This window comes from Exiguobacterium sp. S3, assembly GCF_018617295.1.
Classification (GTDB): Bacteria; Bacillota; Bacilli; order Exiguobacteriales; family Exiguobacteriaceae; genus Exiguobacterium; species Exiguobacterium profundum.
The window spans coordinates 484,389-506,091 of record NZ_JACSJW010000001.1 but is presented as its reverse complement, the minus strand read 5'-3'; the positions used below and the strand labels follow the sequence as shown (position 1 = coordinate 506,091).

18 protein-coding genes are annotated in these 21,703 nt (G+C 47.6%); 16 read left to right on the top strand and 2 right to left on the bottom strand.

Annotation, left to right across the window (positions count from 1 at the left end; translation table 11 throughout):
• Positions 1–16: 16 nt before the first annotated feature.
• Positions 17–208, bottom strand: coding sequence for a YtzJ family protein (locus KNO65_RS02680; RefSeq protein ID WP_074036509.1), 192 nt, complete (start codon positions 206–208; stop codon positions 17–19).
• Between the two features lie 103 nt (positions 209–311).
• Between KNO65_RS02680 and dnaE the strand changes: the two genes are divergently transcribed.
• The 15 genes from dnaE to coaE all read left to right on the top strand — a co-directional run bounded on the left by dnaE (position 312) and on the right by coaE (position 19,903).
• Positions 312–3,479: a DNA polymerase III subunit alpha gene (gene dnaE, locus KNO65_RS02675; RefSeq protein ID WP_214781559.1), complete on the top strand. Its 3,168-nt coding sequence runs from the start codon at positions 312–314 to the stop codon at positions 3,477–3,479.
• 77 nt (positions 3,480–3,556) lie between these two features.
• Complete coding sequence (locus tag KNO65_RS02670; protein ID WP_196430904.1) at positions 3,557–4,111, top strand: FadR/GntR family transcriptional regulator; 555 nt, start codon at positions 3,557–3,559, stop codon at positions 4,109–4,111.
• 14 nt (positions 4,112–4,125) lie between these two features.
• Positions 4,126–4,980, top strand: a complete 855-nt coding sequence (gene accD, locus KNO65_RS02665) for an acetyl-CoA carboxylase, carboxyltransferase subunit beta (RefSeq protein ID WP_196431849.1) — start codon at positions 4,126–4,128, stop codon at positions 4,978–4,980.
• Positions 4,973–5,908 carry an acetyl-CoA carboxylase carboxyltransferase subunit alpha gene (locus KNO65_RS02660; protein WP_074036513.1) on the top strand — a complete coding sequence of 312 codons (936 nt, stop codon included), beginning with the start codon at positions 4,973–4,975 and terminating at the stop codon, positions 5,906–5,908. Before accD ends, KNO65_RS02660 begins: the two co-directional genes overlap by 8 nt.
• 160 nt (positions 5,909–6,068) lie before the next feature.
• On the top strand, positions 6,069–7,037 hold the full coding sequence (gene pfkA / locus KNO65_RS02655; RefSeq protein WP_012726720.1) for a 6-phosphofructokinase: 969 nt from the start codon (positions 6,069–6,071) through the stop codon (positions 7,035–7,037).
• Between the two features lie 93 nt (positions 7,038–7,130).
• Positions 7,131–8,873 carry a pyruvate kinase gene (gene pyk, locus KNO65_RS02650; RefSeq protein WP_074036515.1) on the top strand — a complete coding sequence of 581 codons (1,743 nt, stop codon included), beginning with the start codon at positions 7,131–7,133 and terminating at the stop codon, positions 8,871–8,873.
• 67 nt (positions 8,874–8,940) lie between these two features.
• The gene (locus KNO65_RS02645) at positions 8,941–9,405 is read left to right on the top strand and encodes a DUF441 domain-containing protein (protein WP_012726718.1); all 465 of its coding nucleotides are present in this window, start codon (positions 8,941–8,943) and stop codon (positions 9,403–9,405) included.
• 184 nt (positions 9,406–9,589) lie between these two features.
• On the top strand, positions 9,590–10,702 hold the full coding sequence (gene citZ / locus KNO65_RS02640; RefSeq protein ID WP_214683969.1) for a citrate synthase: 1,113 nt from the start codon (positions 9,590–9,592) through the stop codon (positions 10,700–10,702).
• A 99-nt stretch (positions 10,703–10,801) separates the two neighbouring features.
• Positions 10,802–12,070: an NADP-dependent isocitrate dehydrogenase gene (gene icd / locus KNO65_RS02635; protein WP_031423152.1), complete on the top strand. Its 1,269-nt coding sequence runs from the start codon at positions 10,802–10,804 to the stop codon at positions 12,068–12,070.
• Positions 12,071–12,091: 21 nt separating this feature from the next.
• Entirely contained in the window at positions 12,092–13,024 is a 933-nt protein-coding gene (gene mdh, locus KNO65_RS02630) for a malate dehydrogenase (RefSeq protein WP_214687018.1), read from the top strand.
• 183 nt (positions 13,025–13,207) lie between these two features.
• Positions 13,208–13,909 (top strand): response regulator transcription factor, encoded by a 702-nt coding sequence (locus tag KNO65_RS02625; protein ID WP_074036521.1) that lies wholly within the window; start codon positions 13,208–13,210, stop codon positions 13,907–13,909.
• Positions 13,906–15,633, top strand: coding sequence for a two-component system histidine kinase PnpS (pnpS, locus tag KNO65_RS02620; protein WP_031423157.1), 1,728 nt, complete (start codon positions 13,906–13,908; stop codon positions 15,631–15,633). The genes KNO65_RS02625 and pnpS overlap by 4 nt, the downstream gene beginning before the upstream one ends.
• Positions 15,634–15,840: 207 nt before the next feature.
• On the top strand, positions 15,841–18,435 hold the full coding sequence (polA, locus tag KNO65_RS02615) for a DNA polymerase I (RefSeq protein ID WP_214781557.1): 2,595 nt from the start codon (positions 15,841–15,843) through the stop codon (positions 18,433–18,435).
• A gap of 21 nt (positions 18,436–18,456) precedes the next feature.
• Positions 18,457–19,284, top strand: coding sequence for a bifunctional DNA-formamidopyrimidine glycosylase/DNA-(apurinic or apyrimidinic site) lyase (gene mutM / locus KNO65_RS02610; protein WP_214690729.1), 828 nt, complete (start codon positions 18,457–18,459; stop codon positions 19,282–19,284).
• Positions 19,285–19,297: 13 nt separating this feature from the next.
• Positions 19,298–19,903, top strand: coding sequence for a dephospho-CoA kinase (coaE, locus tag KNO65_RS02605; RefSeq protein WP_012726710.1), 606 nt, complete (start codon positions 19,298–19,300; stop codon positions 19,901–19,903).
• Between the two features lie 13 nt (positions 19,904–19,916).
• On the opposite strand, the gene KNO65_RS02600 is transcribed toward coaE, so the two are convergent.
• On the bottom strand, positions 19,917–20,399 hold the full coding sequence (locus KNO65_RS02600) for a site-2 protease family protein (RefSeq protein ID WP_196430899.1): 483 nt from the start codon (positions 20,397–20,399) through the stop codon (positions 19,917–19,919).
• 157 nt (positions 20,400–20,556) lie between these two features.
• Between KNO65_RS02600 and KNO65_RS02595 the strand changes: the two genes are divergently transcribed.
• A complete protein-coding gene (locus KNO65_RS02595) occupies positions 20,557–21,588 on the top strand; it encodes a glyceraldehyde-3-phosphate dehydrogenase (RefSeq protein ID WP_074036529.1) in 1,032 nt (343 codons plus the stop codon).
• Positions 21,589–21,703: the final 115 nt, after the last annotated feature.

Genomic DNA, 21,703 nt, shown 5'->3' with positions numbered 1-21,703 from the left:
CCGAGGTCAGCTCTCTTCATTTGTCTCCATTTTCCTTTGGGATGAACCATGTACCTCGTTCGGTCACGTCCTCGACGACGTCGAGCTGATACTCAGTAATGTACTTACGGAGCCGGTCGATGATTTCTGGGCTGTCGGCAAACACTGTTTGACCATGCTGTAATTTTTCTAACTTATCGCGTGCAATCTGTCCCCGATTGATAATCATACGCTTTTACCCCCTTTTGTCGTGAGTTTTGTCTATAATTATTGTATCAGAGAAGTGATGAATTGAGTTTGACAATTCCATTAATATAGAAAGGAGGCCAACGATGATTCATCTGAATGTCAGAACTGCTTATAGTTTACTACAAAGTACAATCCGGTTAGAACAATATGTCTTGCAGATGACCGAACGGGGAAGTCGTTCCGTGGCGATCGCAGACGATGCGTTCTATGGGGTTCCGACATTTTTGTCATATTGCCAACGATATGAGGTGAAACCGCTAATCGGACTGAGAACGGTCCTCCGATTGGATGGGTTAGACGTATCCGTGATTGTGTATTCATCTAACGAAACGGAGCTTAAGGAACAATATCGTATCATCCAGGCGGGAGGAATTGAAGGACGGACAACGATGCCGCTGATCGTATTACCTGAAAATTGGAAAGCGAGTGATCCGGTTCACCGGCGTCGCCTTTATCATCAACTCTTGTCGTTTGTCGATGAAGAGAAGCTGTGGCTCGGACTACCGGCACCTCAGACTACGGAACAGGTACAAGTGTTGAAACAACTTCGTCTCATGCGCGAAGAGCTTGCTGTCCAATTAATTCCGGCCCCTGAAACGAGATACATGAGACCGGAAGATGTGGAAGGATTCCGAGCCATTTCTGCCATTCGCGAAGGGGACGTGATGTCGAATGAAGACGTGCGACAAAAAGGATTGCACGTTCGACTACCGAGTGAAATGAATGACTGGTTCACAACGGAAGAATTATCGGAACTGGATCGATTCGAGGCATTGATTCGGCTGGATCATCTACCACGTGCGGAAGGGGCGATTCCAGAAATTCCGGATGCCGATCAAAATCTGAAACGACTTGTCGGTGAGCGGTTGAAGGCAATGGAACTCGTGAAACAACCTTACATCGAGCGGGCAAAGTTTGAGCTTGAAGTCATCGCCAATACCGGATTTTCTTCCTATTTCTTGATCGTGGAAGACATCGTTCGGTTTGCTCGAGAATCTGGGATTGAAGTAGGTCCGGGGCGTGGATCGGCAGCAGGTTCACTCGTCAGTTTTGCCCTCCATATCACGGAAGTCGATCCGGTTCATTACGGGTTGTTGTTCGAACGATTCTTAAATCCAGAGCGTGTGTCGATGCCAGACATAGACCTCGATTTTGAAGATGAACGTCGTGAGGAAGTGGTTTCTTACGTACTATCAAGATACGGTCATACGCATGCCGCACAGATCGGGACACTTGCCACGTTCGGTGCGAAAGCGGCAATTCGAGACGTTGCGAGAGCGCTCGGGATGACCCTTGAGGAAGGGCAGGCTGCGAGCAAGCAAGTGAAAGCCGGAGGACTTGATGAACTGATGTCGAGCCAGAAGCAGATGAAGTGGTTTGCCGGTAGCCAAAAGCGTCAGCAGTTATTACGGATTGCCAAACAGCTAGAAGGTTTGCCGCGTCAATCCTCCGTTCACGCGGCAGGAGTGGTGCTCAGTCGTCAACCGATTGAAGAAGTGACTCCGCTCCAACCCGAACTTGAAGAACACGTGACCCAATATAATATGAAGGATTTGGAAGAGGTCGGGCTTCTGAAAATTGACTTGCTCGGATTACGAAACTTGAGTCGCTTGCGAAAGATGGAGGATTTGATTCGAGAAAGTGATGCGCTGTTCTCTCTGAAAACAATTCCGTTAAACGATGCTCGGACGTATCGATTGCTTGCGAGAGGTGAGACGGACGGAATCTTCCAATTTGAATCGACCGGGATGAAGCAAGCGCTTCGACAAGTGAAACCGACTGAGTTTGAAGATATCGTTGTCACGATGTCACTCTATCGCCCGGGACCGATGCAATTCATCGAAACGTATGCGAAGCGAAAACACGGTATGCCTTTCCAACCAGTCCACCCAGACGTAGAAGACGTCATGAGACCGACATACGGTGTACTCGTCTATCAAGAACAGGTGATGAAACTTCTCCGTAAACTCGGAGGCTATTCCTATGCGGAAGCGGATTTGGTCAGACGTGCTATTGCCAAAAAGGATACCGGAACGATTGCTCGGGAACGAGAACGATTTTTGCAACAAGCAAAAGCGGGAGACCAGGACGTCTTGGCGCAAATCTTTTCATGGATTGAAAAGTTTGCCGGGTACGGATTTAACCGCTCTCACGCTGTCGCCTACAGTTTGATCAGTTACCGATTGGCTTACGTCAAAGCACATTTCCCTCGTGTCTTTCATGTGGTGACATCAGAAAAAACAACGGAACTTGTCAGACTGTTACGGAAAGATCAAATTCCGGTGTACCCACCGGACGTCTTACATGGTTACGCTGACGCGACACTTGAGGGACCGGGCGTCCGGCTCGGGTTGAAGGCGGTCCAGGGGTTGACCAAACGGGATGTGGACCGACTGATTGAACTGAACGGGCAGTTGAAAGATGTCAGAACGCTTCAAGAAGCCATGGAGTGGAAAAATAAAGACCAACTGAAATTACGTCGATTACTTGGTGCGGGCGCGCTCGACCGGATGTATCACGGTGACCGGACACATGCCTTTGAAGCAGTCGAACGTTTGCGAGAAGAAGCGGGAACACATTTTTTACCGGATGAGCTGTCTTCACTCGGACTAAAACAGAAAAAAGTGAAAGAACCGAATTGGTCTGAAGAAGAGAGGGAGGCGCTCGGGACATGGGTGGTCCACTCTCCATTGACGGCACTTCCGGATATCGGGATCGAACCGTCTACAATTGAAGAAGTCATGAATGGAACAAACGGTTATCTCGTCGTATATGTAGATGACGTACGTACGTTCATGACAAAAAAACAAGAACGGATGGGTGTTCTCATGGTGGACGATGGCATGACGCAAGACGAGGTCGTCGTGTTTCCTCGAACATTCGCGCAGTTTGGACGGTCCCTCTATGCCGGTAACATCTTGTTACTCGAGGTCCATTCGAATGAACGGGATGGTCGCAAGCAATTGATTGTCGAACGGGTTCGACCGTTGCACGGGCAAGCCTTATTCATCCGGCTCACACTCGACCGCTTCCCTGAATTGGAAGATTGGATTCAACGAGCACAAGGGGATGTTCCGGTTGTATGCCGATTCACGGATTCGAAGGAAGTGAAACAACTGGCTTCAGCTTTTTCAATCAATCCGAATGAAGAGTATGTGGCGGAAGCGAAAAGACGGTTCGGGGAAGAAAATGTCGTACTGAAACGAATCGATACAAAAATGGTTGGTCCAGAAACTAGTACCAAGTCCTAAAAAGTGATATAATCGCACTAATTGGTCTGACCACTTAAGTTTGATAGGTGATCCAAAAAAGGGAGTTGAACGGTCAGATGCATGAAAAACACGCATCCTCATTTCACGGAAACATTTCAAAGATTAGAAAATTAATTGTCCAATCGTCTTTAGTTCCAGGTGATCGGCTTCCATCCGAACGAGAGCTCGCCGAAACGCTGTCCATTAGCCGCGCTTCGGTTCGCGAAGCGTTACGAGCGTTGAGCTTTTTAGGCATCGTGGAGACGAGACATGGTGGTGGTACCTTTTTGTGTGAGCAAGACCGACATCGGTACATTGAGATATTGTCGGAGTTCATTGTGACCAAACAGACGAAAGCGACCGATATTATTGAGATGCTTCGACTATTGGAGCGCATGGCGTTTTCAGAAATTGAACCGACTAAGGAACGACTGGCTCTATTAGAAACGGTGATCGAAGATGATCGAACGTTTCGCCAGCAACTCATCTTTCAGTTGAAGAATGAACTGTTCATTCGAATTTGGAGTGAGGTCAATCGCTTTTTTGACGGATTAGACGTTGGGGATTTATATACGCTCGAGGAACGGAAACGATTTGTCGAGACGTGGCGTGGAATGGGGATGCCGGAATGAACGAGGGGGAAGCGATGACTGCTTTTTTCAAGAAACCGAAACGATATATGCCATTGCGTCAACGAGAACCAAAGATTGACGCACCACAGGGATTGATGACGAAATGTCCATCTTGTAAATATATGCATTATACAAAACAGTTGAATGAGAACCACAAAGTATGTGATTGCGGCTATCATTTTCCGCTTCAGGCGCAAGAACGGATTGATATGCTTGTCGACGAAGGGTCTTTCGAACGCTTTGTGGGACCGTCTGTCAAGGCGAATCCACTCGACTTCCCTGACTATGAGGAAAAGTTGACGAAAGATCGTGAGCGGACCGGGATTGAAGAGGCCGTCGTATGTGGAAAGGCGACAATCGACGGACTACCACTCGTTGTCTGTGTGATGGATGCGAGATTCCGTATGGGGTCGATGGGTGCATACGTTGGAGAAGCGATTGCTTCGGCTGTCCGAAACGCCACATCACTCGGGCTCCCAGTCGTCTTGTTCACAGCATCAGGTGGGGCTCGGATGCAAGAAGGAATGGTCAGTTTGATGCAGATGGCCAATACGTCCATCGCTCTAAAAGAACATGACGAAGCAGGACTGCTGTACATCGCGTATTTGACTCATCCGACGACAGGTGGTGTGTCAGCGAGTTTTGCGATGCTCGGCGACTTGAACGTCGCAGAGCCGGGAGCGCTCATCGGGTTTGCAGGACGACGAATCATCGAACAGACGATTCGGGAAAAACTTCCAGAGAACTTTCAAACTGCTGAGTTTTTACTTGAGTCAGGGCAGCTGGATGCGGTCATTCATCGTGAACAGATGCGTTCGTTCTTGAAGAGGATGATTGAATTACACGATGGGGGTGTCCGTCATGTTTGACCCAATCAAAGAAGTCACTGAACAACTGAATAAATTACGGGAGACCGCTGAGACGAAAGGGATTGATTTATCCCGAGAGATTCGTCATCTCGAGTTAAAGCTCGACCGATTAGAAAAAGATATTTATGGGAATATGAAACCGTGGGATCGCGTCCAGTTGGCGCGAAACCCGAAGCGACCGACAACGCTCGATTATATCCAGCATTTATTCCCTGACTTCATGGAACTCCATGGGGACCGACATGGGTATGACGATGCGGCAATCGTATCTGGACTTGCGACGTTTGAAGGAGTGCCGGTGACGATTATCGGACATCAGCGTGGGCGAAACACGAAAGAGAACATGAAACGAAACTTTGGTATGCCGCACCCGGAGGGCTATCGAAAAGCATTGCGTTTCATGAAACAAGCCGAGAAGTTCAACCGTCCTATTTTGACATTCATTGACACGAAAGGGGCTTATCCGGGGAAAGCCGCAGAAGAGAGAGGTCAAAGTGAAGCGATTGCCCGTAACTTGTTTGAGATGGCGACGCTGAAAGTGCCGATCGTCTCCGTTGTCATTGGAGAAGGTGGTTCAGGTGGTGCGCTTGGGATTGGTGTATGCGACCGTCTATTGATGCTTGAGAATAGTACGTACTCAGTCATCTCGCCAGAAGGTGCAGCGGCACTATTGTGGAAAGACGCGAAACAAGCAGAGCGTGCGGCAGAGACGATGAAGATTACAGCACAAGATTTATTCAACCTAGGGATTGTCGATGAAGTGGTAGGAGAAGTGTACGGGGGGGCACACGTTGATGTGTCACTACAGTCATCACTCTTGAAACCTGTCTTATTACAGCACATGAACGAGTTGCTTGCGCAATCGACTTCTGAGCTGATTCAAGGACGTGCGACCAAATATCATCAAATTGGCACAATTAATGAGTGAAAACGGTAACAATGGCTTTGAATAAAGCTTTATTCATTCGTCAAGTGACTGCTTTGTGAGATACCCTATGCATTTTTTTCACATACTTGTGTTGTAAAACAAAGGTCAGACGTGGTATTTTATTTTCAGATTTCGTTAAAACACATAAGAGGTGAGCGACGTGAATTTAAAACGTATTGCGGTATTAACAAGCGGAGGAGACGCTCCTGGAATGAACGCTGCTGTCCGTGCCGTGACCCGAAAAGCAATTTTTGAAGGTCTTGAAGTGTACGGCGTGTATAACGGCTATCAAGGATTAATCGAAGGTGATTTAGTCGAATTAAATCTTGGATCAGTCGGCGACATCATTCAACGTGGAGGTACGTTCCTTCGCTCTGCGCGCTGTCCTGAATTCAGAACAGAAGAAGGTCGCGCAAAAGCAGTAGAACAGTTGAAGAAATTCAATATCGATGCCCTCGTGGTCATCGGTGGAGACGGCTCTTATCGCGGAGCTCAAAAATTGACTGAACTCGGATTCCCAACAATCGGCCTTCCGGGTACAATCGATAACGATATCCCAGGAACAGATGCGACAATCGGTTTCGACACAGCACTCAATACAGCGCTTGATGCGATCGATAAGATTCGTGATACGGCGTCATCACATGAACGTACGTATGTCATCGAGGTCATGGGTCGCGACGCTGGTGATATCGCGCTTTATTCTGGTCTCGCTGGTGGTGCTGAGTCGATTCTCGTCCCAGAACGTCCAGAGGATTTGAATGCAATCGTGGAACGAATCAATCACGGGATTGCACGCGGTAAGAAGCACTCGATCGTCATTGTTGCTGAAGGTGCGGGAAGTGCGGAAGAAATCGGCAAATTGATTGCTGAGAAGACGAACTCAGAAACACGCGTCACGATTCTCGGTCACATCCAACGTGGTGGTTCCCCAACTGCCGCTGACCGTGTCCTTGCAAGTCGTATGGGTGCATACGCTGTTGAGATCTTGCTTGAAGGGAAAGCGGGCCGCGTTGTCGGAATCCGTAACAACCAGATGATGGATCTTGATATCGATGAGGCGCTCGACAATAACAAGCACACGATTGATATGCAATTGATTGACCTCGTTAACCAATTGTCGATTTAAACGATTTTGTATGTTGCAGAGACGGGATACGGTCCAAGGCCCCCCGTTTTCTGTTTGTAAGTTGCACTATATCCCCTAGGAGGTTTTTATATTATGCGTAGAACGAAAATTGTATGTACCATTGGACCGGCTTCTGAGAAGCGTCTTCCTGAGATGATCGAAGCTGGGATGAATGTTGCCCGTCTCAACTTCTCACACGGTGACTATGAAGAGCACGGCGCTCGTATCCGTGACATCCGTGAAGCGGCGAAAGCAGCGGGTAAAGTTGTTACTGTTCTTCTCGACACAAAAGGTCCAGAGATCCGCACGCATACATTCGAAGACGGTAAGGCACTTCTTGAAAAAGGAAAAGAAGTCACAATCGTCTCAACGGAAGAAATCGTCGGAACGAAAGATCGTTTCTCTGTGACGTACGAAGGACTCTACGATGATGTGGAAGTCGGTTCACACATCATGCTCGACGACGGTCTCATCGGACTCCGTGTCGTTGAAAAGCTTGATAACCGTGATCTCCGTTGCGTCATTGAAAACGAAGGAATCATCAAGACGAAGAAAGGTGTTAACTTGCCAAACGTCAAGGTAAACCTTCCTGCCCTCACGGACAAAGACATCGCGGACATCGAGTTCGGGATCTCACAAGACATTGACGTGATTGCAGCATCATTCGTACGTCGTGCATCTGACGTAGTTGAAATTCGCCAACTTCTCGAGAAACATAACGCATCACACATCAAGATTTACCCGAAAATCGAGAACCAAGAAGGTGTCGATAACATCGAAGAAATCTTGGCAATCTCTGACGGTTTGATGGTAGCCCGTGGGGACCTCGGAATTGAAATCCCGACAGAAGAAGTGACACCAGTTCAAAAAGAACTCATCAAGAAGTGTAACGATCTCGGGAAGCCGGTCATCACAGCAACGCAAATGCTTGATTCAATGCAACGTAACCCGCGTCCGACACGTGCGGAAGCATCAGACGTAGCAAACGCAATCTTGGATGGAACAGACGCAGTCATGCTTTCTGGTGAAACAGCTGCAGGGGACTACCCAATCGAATCTGTTCAAATGCAAGCTGCAATCGCAGAGCGTACAGAACGCATGCTCGACTACAAAAACTTGTTGAAAGATCGTCAGAAGCGCAGTGAGCACACAGTGACGGATGCGATCTCTCAAGCGGTTGCGCACACGGCAATCAACTTGAACGCCAAAGCAATCTTGACACCGACACAATCAGGTTATACGGCTGCTCGTACAGCGAAGTATCGTCCTGAAGCGAACATCATCGCGGTGACAGAATCGGAGCGCGTTGCGCGTCAATTGAACCTCGTATGGGGCGTATACCCAATCGTTGCTGAAACAATGCCGAACAACACGGATGAAATGTTGGTTCAAGCATCGGAAGCGGCACGTCACGCTGGATTCGTCACTGACGGTGACCTCGTTGTCATCTCAGCTGGTATTCCTGCGGCGACAGCTGGTACGACAAACATGATGAAAGTCCACATCGTTGGTCACGCTCTCGCAGACGGGCGTGGAATCGGTGAGCGCGGTGTTGTTGGAGAAGTCGTTGTCGCGAAAAATGCGGATGAAGCAAATGCAAAAGCGAAAGACGGCATGATCCTTGTCGCACCATTCACAGATAAAGAAATGATGCCTGCGATCGAAAAAGCGGCTGGAATCATCACAGAAGACGGCGGATTGACGAGCCATGCTGGGATCGTTGGACCATCACTTCGCAAGCCAGTCATCGTAGGTGTTGATGCAGCGACAGCATCGCTTCGTGACGGTCAGATGATTTCAATCGACCCACTCACAGGTAAAATCTACAACGCATAATTGAACGACAATCGAACCGGCCTTCTACAAAGGTCGGTTCTTTTTCCGTTCGAAGAAAGGAATACGTATGAGTGCATATCTATTTTTATTGATGCTTGTCTTAATCGGTGTCATTTCAAATAACCAATCTGTCATAATCGCAAGTAGCGTCTTGTTGATCATCAAAGCAATCGGATTCGGAGACCAGTTATTTCCGACACTTGCATCGAAAGGAATCAGCTGGGGTGTGACAATCATTACGATCGCAGTTCTCGTCCCAATCGCGACCGGCGATATCGGGTTTAAAGAATTGTGGAATAGTATTAAAGGGCCGGTCGGGATTGTTGCATTTGCCTCAGGGATGTTCGTTGCCATTGCTGCGGGGCAAGGTGTACAACTGATGCGTGTCGACCCGGTCGTCACCACGGCACTCCTCGCAGGTACGATTCTAGCGGTTGGATTCATGAAAGGGATTCCCGTTGGACCGCTTGTCGGAGCTGGTATCGCGGCATTGATTTTAGGTGGATATCAAGTTATTGAAAAATGGTTTTGATATTTTCTGACAACTGAAGCCGCTTACATTTCTTTTTTGCAATAAATTGTTTATACTATATAAAGGACAGGGTAAACGGAGACTGGGTGAATGCAGGGGAACAACCCGTCCCGTATCCTTATTCCCTATAAACAGACTGTTTTTACGGTCGACCACTTTATTCAAGACTGAGGGGGAGTTATGAATGTCAACGACAAAAGGGTTAGAAGGTATTGTGGCAGCAGCCTCAAAAGTCAGCTCAATTATTGACGGACAATTGACTTACGGAGGATACACCATTGATGATTTAGCGGACAACGCCACATTCGAAGAAGTAGTGTTCTTATTGTGGAACGACCACTTACCAAATGCAGAGGAATTGACAGCGCTCTCAGATGCGCTTGTAAAAGAAGCGACATTGCCTGAAGAGGTGATTGATACGTTAAGACGTGCACCGAAATCAGCCAATGCAATGGCGACGATTCGTACGGCACTTTCACAACTCGCTCTATATGATGAGGAATCTGAAGACATGAGTGACGAGGCCAACATGCGTAAAGCGATTCGCCTACAAGCACAAGTCGCTACAATCGTGACGGCATTCGCTCGTCTTCGTAAAGGGGAGCAGCCGGTCGCACCGAAACCAGGTCTTTCTTACGCTGCGAACTTCTTATACATGCTAAACGGTGAAGAGCCGAGCGATGTAGCAGAAAAGACGATTGATAAAGCGCTCATCTTACACGCAGACCACGAGTTGAATGCTTCGACATTCACTGCTCGCGTTTGTGTAGCGACGCTCTCGGATATGTACTCAGGTGTCACGGCGGCCATGGGGGCACTCAAAGGGCCACTTCACGGTGGTGCGAACGAAGCGGTAATGAAAATGTTGCACGAGATCGACTCGGTCGACCGTGTTGAAGAATATGTTCGTGGCAAATTCGAGCGCAAAGAGAAGATCATGGGCTTCGGTCACCGCGTTTACAAGGATGGCGACCCACGTGCGAAACATTTGAAAGAAATGAGCCGTCAGTTGACTGCTCAAATCGGCGAACCGAAATGGTATGAGATGTCTGAGAAAATCGACCATCTTGTCGAAACGGAAAAAGGTTTGAAACCAAATGTCGATTTCTATTCAGCTTCAACTTATTATGCGCTCGGTCTCGAAGAAGATCTATTCACACCAATCTTCGCCGTATCTCGTATGTCTGGCTGGATTGCGCACATTCTCGAGCAATATGCGGATAATCGCTTGATTCGTCCACGTGCGGAATATGTCGGTGAAACGAGCCGTAAGTATGTTCCGGTAAACGAACGTTAATTCGAGACACATTTTAGACAAAAGTTTGGTAAACTAACAAGTGACGTAGGTCGGCGCACGCGTCGACCTACAGTAATGTACTTAGGGGGATTCATTATGTTGACACAAGGACAAAAGATTACAGTTGAAAACGGTGTATTGAACGTACCAAATGTACCGACCGTACCATTCATTATCGGTGACGGAACAGGTCCTGACATTTGGAATGCGGCTGTTCGCGTATTTGACGCTGCGGTTGAAAAAGCATATGGCGGCGACAAGAAAATCGAATGGATGGAAGTATATGCTGGGGAAAAAGCATATAACGAAAAAGGCGAATGGCTCCCAACAGAGACACTTGATCAAATTCGTGAGTACTTGATTGCCATCAAAGGACCACTTACGACTCCGGTCGGTGGAGGAATTCGTTCATTGAACGTCGCACTTCGTCAAGAACTCGATTTATATACATGCCTTCGCCCAGTTCGTTACTTCACAGGTGTTCCATCACCAGTAAAACGTCCTGAAGATACAGACATGGTCATCTTCCGTGAAAATACTGAAGATATCTATGCTGGAATCGAGTACGCTTCAGGAAGCGATGAAGTGAAAAAACTCATCAAATTCTTGCAAGACGAGATGAATGTCAACAAGATCCGTTTCCCAGAAACATCAGGAATCGGAATCAAGCCAGTTTCTTCTGAAGGAACAGAACGTTTGGTTCGTGCAGCAATTGAATATGCGATTGCGAACAACCGTAAATCTTTAACGCTCGTCCACAAAGGGAACATCATGAAGTTCACAGAAGGTGCCTTCAAAAACTGGGGTTATGCACTCGCTGAAGCGGAGTACGGTGACAAAGTGTTCACATGGGCACAGTATGACCGTATCAAAGAAGAATCTGGTGAAGCAGCTGCTAACGAAGCTCAGTCGAAAGCGGAAGCTGAAGGGAAAATTATCGTCAAAGATTCAATCGCTGATATCTTCCTCCAGCAGATTTTGACACGTCCACGTGAGTTCGACGTTGTTGCGACGATGAACTTGAACGGTGACTACATCTCAGATGCCCTTGCTGCTCAAGTAGGTGGAATCGGGATTGCACCTGGTGCGAACATTAACTACATCACAGGACATGCGATTTTCGAAGCGACACATGGTACAGCTCCGAAATACGCGGGTCTTGATAAAGTAAACCCATCTTCAGTCATCCTTTCAGGTGAGATGATGCTCCGCCACATGAACTGGAACGAAGCGGCTGACCTCATCATCAACTCAATGGAGAAAACGATCGCTTCGAAAGTTGTCACATACGACTTCGCACGTCTCATGGACGGAGCGACAGAAGTGAAATGTTCAGAGTTCGCGGATGAATTGATTAAAAACATGTAAGACGACCGAGGAGGAGAGCTCATGATTCGTCGTAACAAAATTTCTGTTATTGGAAGTGGCTTCACCGGTGCAACGACTGCACTGTACTTGGCTCAACGTGAGCTAGGGGATGTCGTACTGCTCGATATGGAAGAAAAAGTAGGACCGACGAAAGGGAAAGCGCTCGACATGCAAGAAACGGCACCGATTCAAGGGTTTGATTCGTGGGTCACAGGTACGTCTGATTACGCGGACACGGCCGATTCCGATGTGGTTGTCATTACCGCGGGAATCGCGCGCAAGCCGGGGATGAGCCGGGACGACCTCGTCGCAACGAACGCAAACGTCATGCGCTCGGTTGTGAAAGAGATTGCCCGTTACTCTCCAGACGCCATCCTGATCGTATTGACGAACCCAGTAGACGCCATGACGTACGCGGCGTTCAAAGAATCAGGGTTCCCGAAAGAACGCGTCATCGGTCAATCCGGTGTATTGGATACGGCTCGCTTCCGAACGTTTGTGGCACAAGAGCTGAATGTTTCTGTCAAAGACGTATCCGGATTCGTCCTTGGAGGTCATGGAGACGAAATGGTGCCTCTCGTACGCTATTCTTACGCTGGAGGCATCCCGCTCGAAAAACTCATCCCACATGAGCGAATCGAGCAAATCGTTGAACGGACACGAAAAGGTGGCGGCGAGATTGTCCAACTACTGGGCGATGGCTCGGCGTATTATGCGCCAGCCGCTGCCATCGTGGAGATGGTCGAGGCGATTGTAAAAGATCAGCGTCGAATCTTACCGGCCATCGCATACCTTGAGGGAGAGTACGGATTCCATGATTTGTATCTTGGCGTCCCGACGATTCTTGGTAAACATGGAATTGAGCAAGTGTTAGAGCTCGACTTGACGGATGAAGAAAAAGCAGCGCTATCGAAGTCTGCGGATTCTGTCCGCTCGGTATTAAGCGTCTTATAAGTTTGAGGTGCTTCCTGTCATGTTGCAGGAGGCACCTTTTTTGCGCCTTCTCTCTTATCGAACATGCTACACTGAAAGTGGATTTGTTTTGTTTTTGTAAAGATTTGCTTTGAGGTTGGTCGTTTCAAGCATTGATTTGTAAAATAGAAAGTGACATTTGATGGTTTAAGAGGAGGAAGCAGTGTGGCTGATAAAGTAATTGTTGTCGACGATGAAGTATCGATTGCGACATTATTGAAATTTAATTTAGAACAGGCTGGCTTTGAAGTAGAGACGGCGCACGACGGCAAAACCGGATTGGAATTGGCTGAGAAAAAGGACGCCGTGCTCATCGTGCTCGACTTGATGCTGCCGGAGATGGATGGACTTGAAGTGTGCAAACGACTCCGTCAGCAAAAAGTCAATACACCGATTTTAATGCTCACGGCAAAAGATGATGAGTTTGACAAAGTATTGGGGCTCGAGCTCGGAGCGGACGATTATTTGACGAAGCCGTTCAGCCCACGTGAAGTAGTCGCGCGCGTCAAAGCGATTCTTAGACGTTCTGCCCCGCAAGAATCGGCGGTTGAAGAGGACGTCATTCAAATCGGAGATGTTAAAATCGTCACTTCAAACTACGAAGTGTTCAAGCAAGGGGAGCGCCTCGAGTTGACGCCGAAAGAATTTGAATTGTTAGCCTATTTGGCGAAAAATAAAGGACGCGTGTTGACGCGAGATCAATTATTATCGGCCATTTGGAATTATGACTTTGTGGGTGATACCCGGATTGTTGATGTTCATATCAGTCACCTTCGTGAAAAAATTGAACCGGTAACGAAGAAACCGACCTATATTAAAACGATTCGCGGTCTTGGCTATAAGATGGAGGAGCCGACTTCGGAATGAAGACGTATCGCTCTAGATTTATGACGACTCTCATTTTTCTTGTCACCGGTGTCTTGCTGACGCTCGGGATTGTCCTTGGGCAGCTCTTCAAAGACTTTTATCTGGATTCAGAACGAGATCGTCTAAAAGAAGATGCTCAATTGGCAGCCCTCTACCTCGAAGGAGGCGAATTGGACGAGATTCGTGAGTATGTCGGTCAAATCGATGACGGGAGCAGCTTTGATATTCTCCTTCTCAATAGTCGGATGGAGGTAATCGCTGGCACGCCGTTTCGCGTCGGGTCCATCGATTATAAAATCGATCCGAGTATGGTCCCTGAGGAAGGGACGTTCGGTGAAGCGGATGAGGACGAGTTGATTCAATACACAAAACCGATTGAACTTGCGACGGGTGGGACAGTCTATTTAACATTCATCCGTTATGTATCGGATTTAGAAGGGGTGTACAATCGCATCTGGTTGACGATTGCCCTCGCGCTCTTCTTCTCCTTCTTCATTATTTTGTTCGTGCTTCAACATTTGACGAATCAATTTATTCGACCAATCGATGAGGCGACGATTGTCTTGCGGGAACTAGCAGACGGGAATTACAGGGCCCGTGTGTATGAACTCAGAAATGATGAGGAGACAGGTAGCCTAGCAGGGTCGATCAACGTACTTGCTCGGAATTTGGAGTCGATTTCTCTCGGGGAGTCTGTGCAACGGGCGAGACTCGAATCGTTAATCGAGTATATGGGGGCGGGTCTTCTGCTCGTCGATGAGCGTGGGATCGTCACGTTGGTCAACCGTTCTTACCGTGAGATGTTCCAATACGATGATTTATCGATCGGACAGTTTTATCACGGGATTCTACCGAGTCCCGAGGTAGAAACACTGATCGAAGACGTCTATCTGACGGAGGAGGTCCATCGCCGTCAATTATCGATTCGAACGGGTTTCAATCAAAAAACGTATATGGTATCCGCGGCACCGATTTTCAGTGACACCGGGATGCTTCGCGGCACGACGTTGTTGTTCAACGATATTACAGAATTGAAGCGACTTGAGAAGATGCGGAAAGACTTCGTGGCGAACGTCAGCCATGAGTTGAAGACACCGCTCACGTCCATTCGTGGGTTTAGTGAGACGCTTCTGGATGGGGCGAAAGAAGTCCCGGAACTTCGAGACCAGTTTTTAGACATCATCCAAAAAGAAGCGACGCGGATGCAGATGCTTGTTGAGGATCTCCTTGAATTGTCGAGATTGGAGCGGGATGACTTCCAAATGGAGTTGGTGTCCGTCGATCTGAATCAACTCGTGGATGAGGTCTGCCTCCTGCTCAGTCAAAAGGCGAGCAAGAAGTCGATTCAGCTAGAAACGAAACACGAGGGGACGGTCGTCTTGCAAGCGGACCTGAACCGAATGAAGCAAGTCATCATGAACTTGGTCGCCAACGCCATCAACTATTCACCAGAAGGAAGTCGTGTCGAAATCGCCGTGGAAGCAAAGGCAGATTCCTATAAACTTCGCGTCAAGGACAACGGAATCGGGATCGCCGAAAAAGAAGTGAGTCGTATTTTTGAGCGCTTCTATCGTGTCGATAAGGCAAGAAGTCGGAACTCGGGTGGAACTGGCCTCGGACTCGCCATCGTGAAACACATCATCGATTTGCATCATGCCACGATCGACGTAGAGAGTGAGGAAGGCAAAGGAACGACGTTTACCATTACATTCCCTCGGGTTTAACAATGACTTTATCGTTCGTTCATATTTACTTTACAAAACCTTGCTATCCTATGAATGAGACCTCTTCATCATCTCGTGACTCGATCGGTGCTCATCTCCACACGATCGAGAATTTGGCCCTTTTCTATTCGTAGAAAAGGGTCTTTTTTTTCGAACGCATGTACCCGTATGGTATGATGGTTGAAGAGAAGAATGGAGGTCGATTGAATGAATAAACTACTAGTCCTTGATGGGAACTCCTTAACATATCGTGCGTTTTTTGCACTGCCTCCGATGTCGGATGCGTCAGGTCGGAATACGAATGCAGTGTATGGGTTTACGATGATGTTATTGAAACTAATGGAAGATGAGCAACCGACTCATTTTGCTGTGGCGTTCGATGCGTCAAAGAAAACGTTCCGTCACGATACGTTCGCGGAATACAAAGGTGGACGTCAAAAGACACCGGGAGAATTGCGTGAACAATTTCCGCTCGTGCGTGACGTTTGTCGGGCGTTTGGCATCTCTGTCTTAGAGCTTGACCAATACGAGGCGGATGATATCATCGGGACGCTCTCAAAAGACCCGACCTTTGATCAGGTGACGGTTGTGACGGGGGATAAGGATTTACTTCAATTGATCAATGAACGTGTGACGGTCTATTTGACGAAACGAGGCATCACCGAAGTTGAGAAAATGACCGTGACCGCGTTCAAGGAACGCTACGACGGACTACAACCGATTCAGATGATTGACCTAAAAGGATTAATGGGAGATAAATCCGACAACATCCCTGGTATTCCAGGGGTCGGGGAAAAGACGGCACTGAAGTTGATTGCCACATATGGTACCGTCGAGGCCCTTTACGAACATACGGATGAGTTGAAAGGGAAGCAAAAGGAAAAAGTAGAGGCGAATGAACAAGAAGCGAAAATGTCGAAACAGTTGGCGACCATTTACACGGATGTACCAATTGATGTGACGATGGATGAACTTCTCTTTAAGCCATATGACGCTTCGGTCGTCAAAACGTTATTTATGGATTTACAGTTCAAGTCACTCATCGGCAAACTGTCGGATACCTCTTCAGAAGAACCGGTTGAAAAAGCGGTACGACCAACAATCGCGTTGGCCGATCAAGATTTATCGCGAGCTGTGTTAATGCTTGAACAGCTGCATGATGATTATTTTGAAGAAGACGTGATTGGAGTGGCGATCGCGTCGGAACGAGGTGTCACGATTGGAGATGTGACGCTTCTTGAGGACGAACGGGTCAAGGAATGGATCGAAGACGAGACGAAGACGACGATTTGTCTCGATGCGAAGCAGACAATTATTCAATTGAAACGTCACCAATTGGCACTGCGTGGGTATGAAGACCTGCTTGTCGCAGGGTATTTGCTCAACCTATCTGGGGGGACGTCTCTCAGCTCGATTGCTGCACACTTTACGTATCCTCTTGAGGAAGATGAAACGGTCTACGGAAAAGGTGCAAAAATCAAGGTGCCGGAAGAGAATGTTTTTCATGCTCATCTCGCAGAAAAGGCGTACGCCATCTATACATTGTTTGAACGCATTGTTTCGGAGTTGAAAGAGAATGAACAGACAGAACTCTATGAGGCGCTTGAAAAACCACTCGTCTCCGTATTGGCCGAGATGGAGTGGGCTGGTATCCACGTAAATGTCGAAACGCTTCAACATATGGAAACGGACCTGCGTGAACGTCTAAATGCACTTGAGGTCACGATTCATGAATTAGCCGGGGAACCGTTCAACATCAACTCACCGAAACAGTTAGGGGTCGTATTATTTGAAAAACTGTCACTCCCTCCTGTGAAAAAGACGAAAACAGGATATTCAACGGCAGCGGATGTCCTCGAAAAATTGGCACCGCTTCATCCGATCATTGAGAAAATCATGCATTATCGTGAACTTGGCAAACTTCAGTCCACGTATGTCGAAGGCTTGCAGAAAGTCGTGAAGGATGATGGCAAGATTCATACGCGTTATACACAGACGCTTACTCAAACGGGACGGCTTTCGTCGGTTAACCCGAACCTTCAAAATATTCCGATTCGATTAGAAGAGGGGCGTCGCATCCGTAAAGCGTTTACCGCGAGTGAACCGGGATGGGTACTCTATGCGGTCGATTACTCTCAAATCGAACTGCGCATCATGGCACATATGTCACAAGATGAGAAGATGATGGCAGCCTTCCTTCACGATGAGGATATTCATACGTCGACGGCGGCGAACGTGTTTAAAGTTTCCACTGAAGAAGTTACGTCACTCATGCGTCGTCAAGCAAAAGCCGTCAACTTCGGAATCATCTATGGCATCAGTGATTATGGACTCTCACAAAACCTAGGGATTACACGAAAAGAAGCGCAGACCTTTATCGATACGTACTTTGAACAGTTCCCTGGGGTGAAGACGTTCATGGATGCCGCGATTGAACGGGCACGTGAACACGGGTTCGTCGAGACGATGTTGAAACGACGCCGGAACATCCCGGACATCCATTCTCGTAATTTCAACTTGCGTGGGTTTGCTGAACGTACCGCAATCAACACACCGATTCAAGGAACGGCAGCGGACATTATTAAAAAAGCGATGATTGATGTCGATCATGCGTTAAACACGTCAAAACTTCAATCTAAGCTGTTGTTACAAGTACACGATGAATTGATATTCGAAGGTCCGGCCGAAGAGATGGAAGCATTAGAAAAACTTGTGACCGAAGCGATGGAACATACGGTCACACTTGATGTCCCGTTACGTGCGGACGGAGCGGTTGGAACGACATGGTTTGACACGAAATAAACGGATAGAAAGGAAATCAGTATGCCAGAATTACCAGAAGTCGAAACGGTCTGTCGTAGGTTGCGACCTGCCGTTTCAGGAAAAACGATTCAGTCTGTCGATGTCCTCGACCCTAAAATTATCCGCGGGCTCGACCCCGAAGAATGGGTTCACCATTTGATTGGAGAAACGATTACGGATGTGGAACGTCGGGGGAAATTCATCTTATTCAAATTGACGAACGGGTATCTCGTCTCCCATCTTCGCATGGAAGGGAAGTTTTTCCCTTATGACTCCATTACAGAACCGGTAAAACATACACATATCGTGATTACGTTTACGGACCAATCGACTCTACACTATAATGATGTCCGTAAATTCGGTACGATGGAGTTGCGGACGAATGAAACGATTCATACCACACCACCGCTCTCATTACTTGCGTACGAGCCGTTTGACGAGCGTGTGACAACCGAGGTGTTACACCGACGTTTAGAGCGCATGAAGACACGCGCGATTAAGACCGCCCTCCTCGATCAGTCCATCTTTGTTGGATTAGGTAACATCTATGTAGATGAGACGTTGTTTCGTGCGGGTGTCCATCCGACACGACCGGCCGCAAGTTTGTCCCATGAAGAAGTCGACCGTGTGCGGACTGAAGCCGTTGCTGTCTTGACTGAGGCTATTGAGCGTGGAGGTAGTACGATTCGCAGTTATGCCAATCCAGATGGCGCCACAGGAACGTTTCAAGAGAGGCTCTACGTATATGGACAGACCGGAGAAGCGTGCCGCCGATGCGGACATGAAATTGAAAAGATGAAATTGGGCGGGCGAGGTACGCATTACTGTCCGCACTGTCAACAACGTTAAGGGGTGGACGTGTATGTTGAAGATTGGATTGACTGGTGGAATTGCAACCGGGAAGTCTACGGTATCGCGACTGTTTCGAGAACGAGGCATTCCGATTATCGATGCCGATTTGATTGCAAGGACGGTCGTTGAACCAGGAGGAAAGGCGATTGAAGGGGTAAGGGCCGCATTTCCAAAGTGTTTTGTGGGCGACGTGCTGAACCGTCCTGCGCTCGGTCGGGAAATCTTCCATGATGAAGCAAAACGTCAGCAATTGAATCAATTGATGCATCCAGCGATTCGAGAAGAAATGAATGAGCAAATGCGAACGTATGAGGCATCGGGGGAACCTGTCGTCATTTTTGATATTCCGTTACTGTTTGAAGGAACGATGCTCGATCTGGTTGATTATTCCGTCGTCGTCTATTGCCGTGAAGAGATTCAACTGATGCGTCTCATGGAACGGAATGGATTGACGAAAGAAGAGGCGTTAGCCCGTATTCGTTCACAGATTCCAATTGAAGATAAAAAGCACCAGGCGGATTTCCTCATAAACAATAATGGGGCATTAGGGGACCTTCCTCCACAAATCAATCGTCTGGTCGAACAGTTTCAAACGATACAAAAAGAAGGCGACTGATATCGCCTTCTTTTTAGTTTAATGGATCGGATTCTGGAGACCCTTTTTTCCATGTATCATAAATCGCACGTCCATCACTAGGATGACCGTTCGAATAATAGATGGGATAGAGTGAGAAGAAGATATAGTAGAACGAGAAATAGGCGAACTGATACGTATAGAGTGTCGGTTCAATATCTCGTCGAAGAATGAACGCGTTGACGATTAAGATGCTCGCTAAATTGAAAATGGCTCCACCGCCATAGACTAGCGTACGGGTGACCTTGTTGCTCCATTTTAAATCAGTGAACTGGCACCATGCATCGTAAAAATAAACACGATTTACTTGTAAACGACCTACTTTAAACATTTTCTTCCCGGTACCGATTTGCATATCGAGTGAGCCGCCGAACAACTTTGCGAAGAAGAAGTGACCAAGCTCATGAATTAACGTCACAATCGGTAAAATGATAAAGAACGAAATAAAGAATTTATCGATATCTCCCCAATCAAACATCATGACGCCTCCTTTCTCTTGTCTGTTACGCCAAGAAATTTCCCTCATTTTCAAAAAATAAACAAAGAAAAACGAAAAAAATGTGACGAATCATAGTGAAAACGCTTACAGCTATCCGTTATAATGAAACCGTAATGTAGAAAAAGGGGGATCTATCATGGGGACAAAAGTGGCAATTAACGGATTTGGTCGAATCGGAAGAATGGTATTTCGAAAATTGATGCTCGAGGGACGTCATGAAGTGGTGGCGATTAACGCAAGTTATCCGGCGGAAACACTTGCGCATCTTATTAAACATGACTCGATTCACGGTCCATTCGGATTGACAGTACGTGCGCATGGGGATGCGCTCGAAGTCGATGGGAAACGGATTGAACTTATTTCGGAACGTGATCCATCACGGTTGCCTTGGTCAGACCTTGAAATCGACATCGTCGTCGAAGCGACCGGGAAGTTTAACTCCGATAGCGGGGCAAGACTTCATCTTGAGGCAGGCGCGAAAAAAGTGATTTTGACCGCACCGGGTAAAGGGGACTTACGCACGATCGTGATGGGGGTCAATGATCGTGACTATCGCCCGGAGGAAGACCATATCATTTCAAACGCATCGTGTACGACGAACTGTCTCGGACCTGTCGTGAAGGTCTTGCATTCGACGTTCGGTATCGAGACGGGACTGATTACGACGGTACACGCCTATACGAACGACCAGAACAATATTGACAACCCGCATAAAGATTTGCGGCGCGCGCGTGCGTGTGGCAGTTCCATCATCCCGACATCAACGGGAGCGGCTAAGGCGATTGGTCTGGTGATGCCGGAACTACAAGGGAAGTTAAACGGAATGGCACTCCGTGTACCGACTCCGAACGTATCACTTGTCGACTTGGTCGTCGAACTCCACCGAGATGTTACGGTCGATGAAGTCAATGAAGCGTTTGAACGGGCAGCGTATGGAGAAATGACGGGTATTTTAGGCGTTTCTCACGAACCGCTCGTCTCTATCGATTTCAACGGGGACGATCGCTCGTCGATTATCGACATGGATTCGACGATGGTACTCGGAGGGAATCATGTCAAAGTACTCGCATGGTATGACAATGAATGGGGCTACTCATGCCGTGTCGTGGACTTGTTGGATATGGTGGCCAGCTATCTTCAAATCGGGCAACAAGAAACACACGCCTAAAAAAATATTACGTGCGGAGAAATATTTTTCAGATTTTTTTATCAAATGTCTTGTAACGACGTCCCAAACACGTTACACTCAATTTCGTGAACTTCAATTGGTCTGACAAACGCAA

What these genes read in the sequence shown, in the direction of transcription:
- dnaE (WP_214781559.1), top strand. Translation starts at nt 312, where the DNA reads ATGATTCATCTGAATGTCAGAACTGCTTATAGTTTACTACAAAGTACA.
- KNO65_RS02595 (WP_074036529.1), top strand. Translation starts at nt 20,557, where the DNA reads ATGGGGACAAAAGTGGCAATTAACGGATTTGGTCGAATCGGAAGAATG.
- KNO65_RS02645 (WP_012726718.1), top strand. Translation starts at nt 8,941, where the DNA reads ATGAGTGCATATCTATTTTTATTGATGCTTGTCTTAATCGGTGTCATT.
- coaE (WP_012726710.1), top strand. Translation starts at nt 19,298, where the DNA reads ATGTTGAAGATTGGATTGACTGGTGGAATTGCAACCGGGAAGTCTACG.
- pnpS (WP_031423157.1), top strand. Translation starts at nt 13,906, where the DNA reads ATGAAGACGTATCGCTCTAGATTTATGACGACTCTCATTTTTCTTGTC.
- KNO65_RS02600 (WP_196430899.1), bottom strand. Translation starts at nt 20,399, where the DNA reads ATGTTTGATTGGGGAGATATCGATAAATTCTTTATTTCGTTCTTTATC.
- polA (WP_214781557.1), top strand. Translation starts at nt 15,841, where the DNA reads ATGAATAAACTACTAGTCCTTGATGGGAACTCCTTAACATATCGTGCG.
- mutM (WP_214690729.1), top strand. Translation starts at nt 18,457, where the DNA reads ATGCCAGAATTACCAGAAGTCGAAACGGTCTGTCGTAGGTTGCGACCT.
- KNO65_RS02670 (WP_196430904.1), top strand. Translation starts at nt 3,557, where the DNA reads ATGCATGAAAAACACGCATCCTCATTTCACGGAAACATTTCAAAGATT.
- accD (WP_196431849.1), top strand. Translation starts at nt 4,126, where the DNA reads ATGACTGCTTTTTTCAAGAAACCGAAACGATATATGCCATTGCGTCAA.
- citZ (WP_214683969.1), top strand. Translation starts at nt 9,590, where the DNA reads ATGTCAACGACAAAAGGGTTAGAAGGTATTGTGGCAGCAGCCTCAAAA.
- mdh (WP_214687018.1), top strand. Translation starts at nt 12,092, where the DNA reads ATGATTCGTCGTAACAAAATTTCTGTTATTGGAAGTGGCTTCACCGGT.
- KNO65_RS02680 (WP_074036509.1), bottom strand. Translation starts at nt 208, where the DNA reads ATGATTATCAATCGGGGACAGATTGCACGCGATAAGTTAGAAAAATTA.
- KNO65_RS02660 (WP_074036513.1), top strand. Translation starts at nt 4,973, where the DNA reads ATGTTTGACCCAATCAAAGAAGTCACTGAACAACTGAATAAATTACGG.
- pyk (WP_074036515.1), top strand. Translation starts at nt 7,131, where the DNA reads ATGCGTAGAACGAAAATTGTATGTACCATTGGACCGGCTTCTGAGAAG.